The 6,877-nt window shown below is 71.4% G+C and carries 5 protein-coding genes and 1 pseudogene; 4 read left to right on the forward strand and 2 right to left on the reverse strand.

Features of this window, described 5'->3' with window-relative positions; all coding sequences use genetic code 11:
* Positions 1 to 82 precede the first annotated feature (82 nt).
* From ABZY91_RS32360 to ABZY91_RS32375, 4 genes are all read left to right on the forward strand, one after another.
* A complete protein-coding gene (locus tag ABZY91_RS32360) occupies positions 83 to 574 on the forward strand; it encodes a septum formation initiator family protein (protein ID WP_329879993.1) in 492 nt (163 codons plus the stop codon).
* Positions 564 to 1,208 carry a DUF501 domain-containing protein gene (locus ABZY91_RS32365; protein ID WP_355406572.1) on the forward strand — a complete coding sequence of 215 codons (645 nt, stop codon included), beginning with the start codon at positions 564 to 566 and terminating at the stop codon, positions 1,206 to 1,208. Before ABZY91_RS32360 ends, ABZY91_RS32365 begins: the two co-directional genes overlap by 11 nt.
* Complete coding sequence (locus ABZY91_RS32370; RefSeq protein WP_355406574.1) at positions 1,205 to 2,146, forward strand: Ppx/GppA phosphatase family protein; 942 nt, start codon at positions 1,205 to 1,207, stop codon at positions 2,144 to 2,146. The genes ABZY91_RS32365 and ABZY91_RS32370 overlap by 4 nt, the downstream gene beginning before the upstream one ends.
* 439 nt (positions 2,147 to 2,585) lie before the next feature.
* Positions 2,586 to 3,977 carry an FAD-dependent oxidoreductase gene (locus ABZY91_RS32375; protein WP_329879990.1) on the forward strand — a complete coding sequence of 464 codons (1,392 nt, stop codon included), beginning with the start codon at positions 2,586 to 2,588 and terminating at the stop codon, positions 3,975 to 3,977.
* Positions 3,978 to 4,170: 193 nt separating this feature from the next.
* Here ABZY91_RS32375 and ABZY91_RS32380 read toward each other — a convergent pair whose 3' ends face one another.
* Both ABZY91_RS32380 and ABZY91_RS32385 read right to left on the reverse strand, forming a co-directional pair.
* Entirely contained in the window at positions 4,171 to 6,729 is a 2,559-nt protein-coding gene (locus tag ABZY91_RS32380) for an FtsX-like permease family protein (RefSeq protein WP_355406576.1), read from the reverse strand.
* 53 nt (positions 6,730 to 6,782) lie between these two features.
* Positions 6,783 to 6,877, reverse strand: a pseudogene (locus ABZY91_RS32385) (ABC transporter ATP-binding protein); the annotation flags it as partial.

Below are 6,877 nucleotides of genomic sequence, written 5' to 3' on the forward strand. Positions count from 1 at the left end.
TGTTCACCCCGTAGGGTGGACGGCGGGGCACCGTCGCGACCAGGAGGGGACACCGGAGATGGCAGGCTGGAGGATCCCGGGCTTGGCGGCCCGGCCTCGGTTCACGAGCCGGGCGACCGTCCTCGTGCTGGTGCTCTGCTCGCTGGTGGCGATCCTGGCGTACCCGACGCGGCAGTTCATCTCGCAGCGTTCCGAGATCTCCTCCCAGCGGGCCAAGGCCGAGCACGCCCGGCAGCAGGTCGAGCAGCTCCGCCGGGAGAAGGCCCGCTGGCAGGACCCCGAGTACGTCAAGGTGCAGGCCCGCGCCCGGCTGCACTACGCGATGCCGGGGGAGACCCCGTACATCGCGGTGGACCCGGCCGCCGGGGAGGCGACCAGGTCGTCCGTCGGCGCGCCGCCGCCCGCACAGGGCCCGGCCACCGGGCCGGCCAAGGCGGCCAGGCCCTGGTACGCCGGCATCTGGGACTCGGTGGACGCCGCCGCAGCCCCTGCCGCCGCCCCGGCCGCCGCCTCCGCCCCTCCCTCACCACCCGCCCCCGCCCCCGCTGGAGACAGCTCCTCCCATGACCACTGAGAACCACCCCACCGTCTCCGACGAGGACGTCGCGGCCATCGCCGCGCAGCTCGGCCGGGTCCCGCGCGGCCTGCGCGGCGTGGCCCACCGCTGCCCCTGCGGCAACCCGGACGTCGTGGAGACGGCCCCCCGGCTGCCGGACGGCACGCCGTTCCCGACCCTGTACTACCTGACCTGCCCCAAGGCCGCCTCGCTGATCGGCACCCTGGAGGCGGACGGCGTGATGAAGGACCAGAGCGCCCGGCTGGCCGAGGACCCGGAGCTGGCCGCCGCCTACCGGAAGGCGCACGAGGACTACATCGCCCGGCGCGACGCCATCGAGGTGCTGGAGGGCTTCCCGAGCGCCGGCGGCATGCCGGACCGGGTCAAGTGCCTGCACGTGCTGGTCGGCCACTCGCTGGCGGCCGGCGAGGGCGTCAACCCGCTCGGCGACGAGGCGATCGGCCTGCTGGAGGACTGGTGGGCCAAGGGCCCGTGCGTCTCCCCCGCCGAGGTCACCGCGGCCGGTGAGCGGGTGGCCCGCAACCGGGCCAAGGCGAAGGACGACGCGGCCGTGATCGCGGCCAAGGAGCAGAAGACCGCCGAGCGCGCCGCCAAGCGGGCCTCCCAGGAGGCCGGGGAGGACGGCGCGTGACCGTCACCAGGGTCGCCGCGATCGACTGCGGCACCAACTCGATCCGGCTGCTCGTCGCCGACCTCGACCCGGAGACCGGAGCGATCACCGACCTCGACCGGCGGATGGTGATCAACCGGCTGGGCCAGGGCGTGGACCGGACCGGCCGGCTGCACCCGGACGCGCTGGCCCGCACCTTCGCGGCCTGCCGGGAGTACGCGGAGGTCGTGTCCGGCTTCGGGGTGGACCCCGGGCGGATCCGCTTCGTGGCGACCAGCGCCTCCCGGGACGCCGAGAACAGCGCCGAGTACATCGAGGGCGTGCGCGCCGTCCTGGGCGTGGAGCCCGAGGTCGTCAGCGGCGAGGAGGAGGCGCACCTCTCGTTCGTCGGCGCCACCAAGGAGTTCACCGGCGGTCAGTTCCCGGCGCCGTACCTGGTCTTCGACCTGGGGGGCGGCTCGACCGAGTTCGTGCTCGGGGACGAGGACGTGCGGGCCGCGCGTTCGGTGGACATCGGCTGCGTCCGGCTGACCGAGCGGCACTTCGGCGGAGCCGAGCTGCCCTCGGCGGAGCAGGTCGAGGAGGCGCGGGCGCACGTCCGGGCCGAGCTGGACCGGGCGGCGGAGAGCGTCCCGCTGACCGGTGCGGCCACCCTGGTCGGCCTGGCCGGCACGGTGACCACCCTCTCGGCCATCGCCCAGGACCTCCCCCGGTACGACTCCGAGGCGATCCACCACTCGCGGATGAGCCGCGCCGAGGTGGCCGCGATCGCCGAGCGGCTGCTGCACGCCACCCACGCGGAGCGGGCGGCCATCCCGTCGATGCACCCGGGCCGGGTGGACGTGATCGCCGCCGGAGCGCTGGAACTGCTGGAGATCATGGAGCGGACCGGCGCCGCCGAGGTGGTCGTCAGCGAGCACGACATCCTGGACGGGATCGCCTGGAGCATCGTTTCCTGACCGGGCCCCGCCCCCCCTGCCACGCCGTTTTCCCGGCCCCGGCACCCCGTTGCGGGTGCCGGGGCCGGGGCGCGCCCGGGGCCGTGCGGGAAAGTTCGTGAATTTCTTCACATGGAGATCCCGTCATTCGCCCCGGGGACGGGCCCGGTCCGTCCGATATGTGGGACCGAAGGCCCGCCCGGCATGACAGCCGCTGGATCGCAGGTCCCGTCGCGCCAGAGGTTTGAAAATCGAAATCCTGTGGGGGAACCCGGGCCCCGTACGGATCGTTGCTGCTCAGCGGGGCCGTTCGAACGGACGTGCTCACCGGGGGGCCGGACGGGCCGCGAGGAGTCGACCGGGAAGCGATTTTGGGGGCGCGAAGTGTAGCACGGGGTGTCCAGAAGCTTGTGAGCGGGCTCACGAAGGCTGCTCCGAACGGTGCTGGATACTTTCGGATATGAGCACCACGGAGCGTCCTCGCATCCTCATTGTCGGCGGTGGTTACGTCGGCCTGTATGCCGCGATGCGCATCCTCAAGAAGATGCGTTACGGCGAAGCGACCGTCACGGTCGTCGACCCGCGGTCGTACATGACGTACCTGCCCTTCCTCCCCGAGGCGGCCGGCGGCAACGTCGCGCCCCGCAACCTCGTCGCGCCGCTGCGCAGCGCCCTCAAGCAGGCGGAGGTGCTCACCGGTGCGGTCACCGGTGTGGACCACGCCCGTAAGGTCGCCACCATCCAGCCCGCGGCCGGCGACTCGTACGAGCTGCCCTTCGAGTACCTGGTCGTCGCGACCGGCTCGGTCTCCCGCACCTTCCCGATCCCGGGTCTGGCGGAGCACGGCATCGGCATGAAGACCGTGGAGGAGGCCATCAGCCTCCGCAACCACGTCATGGCGCAGCTGGACAAGGCCGAGTCCACCACCGACGAGGCGATCCGCCGCAAGGCGCTGACCTTCGTCGTCGTCGGCGGCGGCTTCGCCGGCGTCGAGACGATCGCCGAGATCGAGGACATGGCGCGCGACGCCGCCAAGATCTACAAGACGGTCAGCCGCGACGACATGCGCTTCATCCTGGTGGAGGCGGCCAACCGCATCCTCCCGGAGATGGGCCCGGACCTCGGTCTGTGGACCAAGGAGAAGCTCGAAGAGCGTCAGATCGAGATCTACATCGAGACCTCGATGGACTCCTGCGTCGACCAGCACGTCGTGCTGAAGAACGGCGTCGAGGCGGACGCCTCCACCATCGTGTGGACCGCCGGCGTGAAGCCGAACCCGGTGCTGGCCGAGTTCGGTCTGCCGCTGGGCCCCCGCGGCCACGTCGACACCGCGCCGACCCTGCAGGTCCAGGGCTTCGACTACGTCTGGGCCGCCGGCGACAACGCCCAGGTGCCGGACCTCGCCGCCGGCGAGGGTGCCTGGTGCCCGCCGAACGCGCAGCACGCCGTCCGCCAGGCCGCCGTCCTCGGTGACAACGTCATCTCCGGCATGCGCGGGTTCCCGCAGCAGGAGTACAAGCACAAGAACCTGGGTGCGGTCGCCGGTCTCGGCCTGCACAAGGGCGTGGCGATCCTCTTCGGCAAGTACAAGCTGAAGGGCCGTCCGGCCTGGTGGTTCCACCGCCTGTACCACGGCGCCATGGTCCCCACCATGAACCGCAAGGTCCGCGTCTTCACCGACTGGACCCTGGCCGTCTTCCTGAAGCGCGAGGCCGTCGGCCTGTCGCAGATGGAGAAGCCGTTCGAGGCGTTCCAGGAGGCCGCGGCGCCCGCGCCCAAGCCGGTCGAGGCCGCCAAGCCTGCCGAGGCTGCCAAGCCTGCTGCCGACAAGGAGCTCGCCGGCAGCAAGTAGGCGACTGCGGACCCCGGTGTGGGAGCACCGGGGTATGAGTCGGAGGCCCTCCGCCCGGCAGCGTTGCCGGACCACGACCTCCGTGGTGCTCAGCCGGCTGTGCGAGTCGGGCGGAGTACGAGAAGTACGAGAAGGCCCCCGCCGAACCCTCTGGCGGGGGCCTTTCCGTGTCCGGTGCCGAACCGGCCCGGGGTCAGTCCGTCTTGATGCTGGCGAGGATGTCCAGCTTGGACGCCCGGCGGGCGGGCCAGAAGGCGGCGACCAGGCCGACCAGGCCGGCCAGCACCAGGAAGACCAGCAGCTGGCCGAACGGGAGGACCGTGGTCAGGCCCTGCAGGTTGGACTTCAGCGTGCCGTTGATCGCCCAGGCCATGAAGGCGCCGAGCAGGACGCCGATGCCGGCGCCGAAGACCGAGATCACCACGGACTCCAGGCGGACCATCCGCTTGATGCCGCCGCGGTCCAGGCCGATCGCCCGCAGCATGCCGATCTCGCGCTTCCGCTCGAAGACCGACATCGCGAGGGTGTTGATGACCCCGAGGATCGCGACGATCACGGACATCGCCAGCAGGCCGTACATCATGTTCAGCGCGAAGGTGATGATCTGGCTGAAGTCGTCACGGACGTCCTGCTTGGACTTGACCTCGATCACCGGGTTGGCGCCGGTGGCGCTCTTCAGCGACTGCTTGAGGCTGTCGCTCTCCCCGTCGGCGCCCTTGACCAGGACGTTGTTCAGGTACGGCTGCGGCTCGTGCTTGACGATCTCGCTGTTGGCCAGCATGACCGGGCCCAGCAGGCCGCCCTTGGTGTAGACGCCGCCGACGGTCAGGGTGCCGGTGGTCTCGTCGGGGAAGGTGACGTTCATCGTCGAGCCGGTGGTGACGCCGAACTTCTTCGCGACGTCCTCGTCGACCAGCAGCTGTCCCTTGCCGACGGCCGCGACGGAGCCGCTCTTCAGCTCGACGGACACCAGCTTGTCGAAGGTGTCCGCGTTCAGGCCGGTGATCGCCTTGGAGGTGCCGTTGAGCTCCCAGTAGACGGTGGTCAGCGGCGAGGAGGCGGTCACGCCCGGGGCCTTGGCGATCTCGCCCGGGACCTTGTCGGACAGGCTCATGCCGTTGGCGGCCGAGACCAGGAAGTCGGCCTTCATCGAGCTGGTGACGGCCTTGTCGAGCGTGTCGGAGACCGAGGCGCCGATCACCGTCAGCCCGGTGACCAGGGTCATGCCGATGGTGAGCGCGGCCGCGGTGGCCGCGGTGCGGCGCGGGTTGCGCACCGCGTTCTGCCGGGCCAGCTTGCCCGGCATGCCGAACAGCCGGCCGAGGACCGGGCCGACCAGCGCGATCACCGGGCGGGAGAGCAGCGGCAGCAGGATGAAGACGCCGAGGACGGCGAGCACGGCGCCTATCGCGACCGGGATCCGGCCGTCGGAGTTGCCCTTGGCCGCGCCGAAGGCGACCAGCGCCATGCCACCGGCGGCCAGCAGCGAGCCGATCACGTTCCGGACCACCAGCGACTTCTGGGAGGCCGGCTGGTCGCCGCTGCTCATCGCGGCGACCGGGGCGATCCGGGAGGCGCGCATGGCGGGCATCAGGGCGGAGAGCACCGTGACCAGGACGCCGACGACCAGGGTGACCGCGACGGTCAGCGGCTTGATGACCAGCGAACCGGTCGGCATGCCGTCGTCCAGCGAGGCGATCAGGGACTGCATCCCGGCGCCGATGCCGACACCGGCGACCAGGCCGGCCAGCGCCGACACGGTGCCGATCGCCAGGGCCTCGACCAGGACGGACCGGGTGACCTGCTTGCGGCTGGCGCCGATCGCGCGGAGCAGTGCCAGCTCCTTGGTGCGCTGGGCGACCAGCATGGTGAAGGTGTTGGCGATGATGAAGATGCCGACGAAGAGCGAGATCGCGGCGAACGCCAGCAGCATCGTGCGCATGCTGTCCGTGCCGCGGGCGATCATCCGCTCCTCCTCGGCCTTGAGCTGCTCGCCGGTGCGGACCTCGATCTGCTGGCCGGGCTTGAGCTTCTCGTCGACCTGGGAGAGCAGGGCGTCCTGGGCGGTGCCGGGCTTCGCGGTGAGCACGATGCCGCTGTAGCGGCCGGGCTCCAGCAGCAGCTGCTGGGCGGTGGCGCGGTCGAACAGGGTGAGCGTGCCGCCGGTGTTGACCACCGGGTCGTCGGTGGTGAAGACGCCGGTGAGCTTCGCCTCGACGACCGGGCCGTTGGAGCCGACCCGGACGGTGTCGCCGACCTTGTAGCCGGCCTTGTCGGCGGTCTTCCGGTCGAGGGCGATCTCCTTGGCCGTCTTCGGGCCCTGGCCCTCGACCATCGGGTACCGGGTGTCCTTGCCGTCCGGACCGGGCGCGAAGTTGCCGCCCTTGGCCGACCAGGCCTGGCCGATCAGGGTGCCGTCCTTGTCGGCGACGCCGGTGAAGCCGCTCACCACGCCGCGGGCCGAGGCGGCGCCGGGCAGCGCGGCGAGCTGCTGGACGGTCGCGTCGGTCAGGGTCGCCGGGCTCTTCTCGCTCTTCTCCCGGGCGCTGGCGGTGGCTCCGGCGGAGTTGTCGACGACCTGGACCGCCACGTCCGAGTAGCTCTTGGAGTTGCTGTCCCGCATGGCCTTGCCGAAGGTGTCGGAGAAGACCATGGTGCCGGCGACGAAGGCGGTGCCGAGCATGACGGCGAGCGCCGTCATCAGCAGTCGGCCCTTGTGGGCCAGCACGTTGCGCAGTGCGGTGCGATACATGGGGTTTCCCGGGTGTCCTGGGGTCGGTGAGGGGGCGGTCGGCTGTCGCGGTGTCAGCTGGTGCGGCCCTTGGCGTCGAAGCGGCGCATGCGGTCCAGGACGGTGTCGGCGGTGGGCTGGTGGAGTTCGTCGACGATGCGGCCGTCGG

It is taken from the genome of Kitasatospora sp. NPDC002965 (assembly GCF_040611255.1).
Taxonomy (GTDB): Bacteria; Actinomycetota; Actinomycetes; order Streptomycetales; family Streptomycetaceae; genus Kitasatospora.

Bases quoted from the DNA above. Each gene is read 5' to 3' on its own strand.
- ABZY91_RS32365 (WP_355406572.1), top strand. From the start codon at position 564: ATGACCACTGAGAACCACCCCACCGTCTCCGACGAGGACGTCGCGGCC.
- ABZY91_RS32375 (WP_329879990.1), top strand. From the start codon at position 2,586: ATGAGCACCACGGAGCGTCCTCGCATCCTCATTGTCGGCGGTGGTTAC.
- ABZY91_RS32380 (WP_355406576.1), bottom strand. From the start codon at position 6,729: ATGTATCGCACCGCACTGCGCAACGTGCTGGCCCACAAGGGCCGACTG.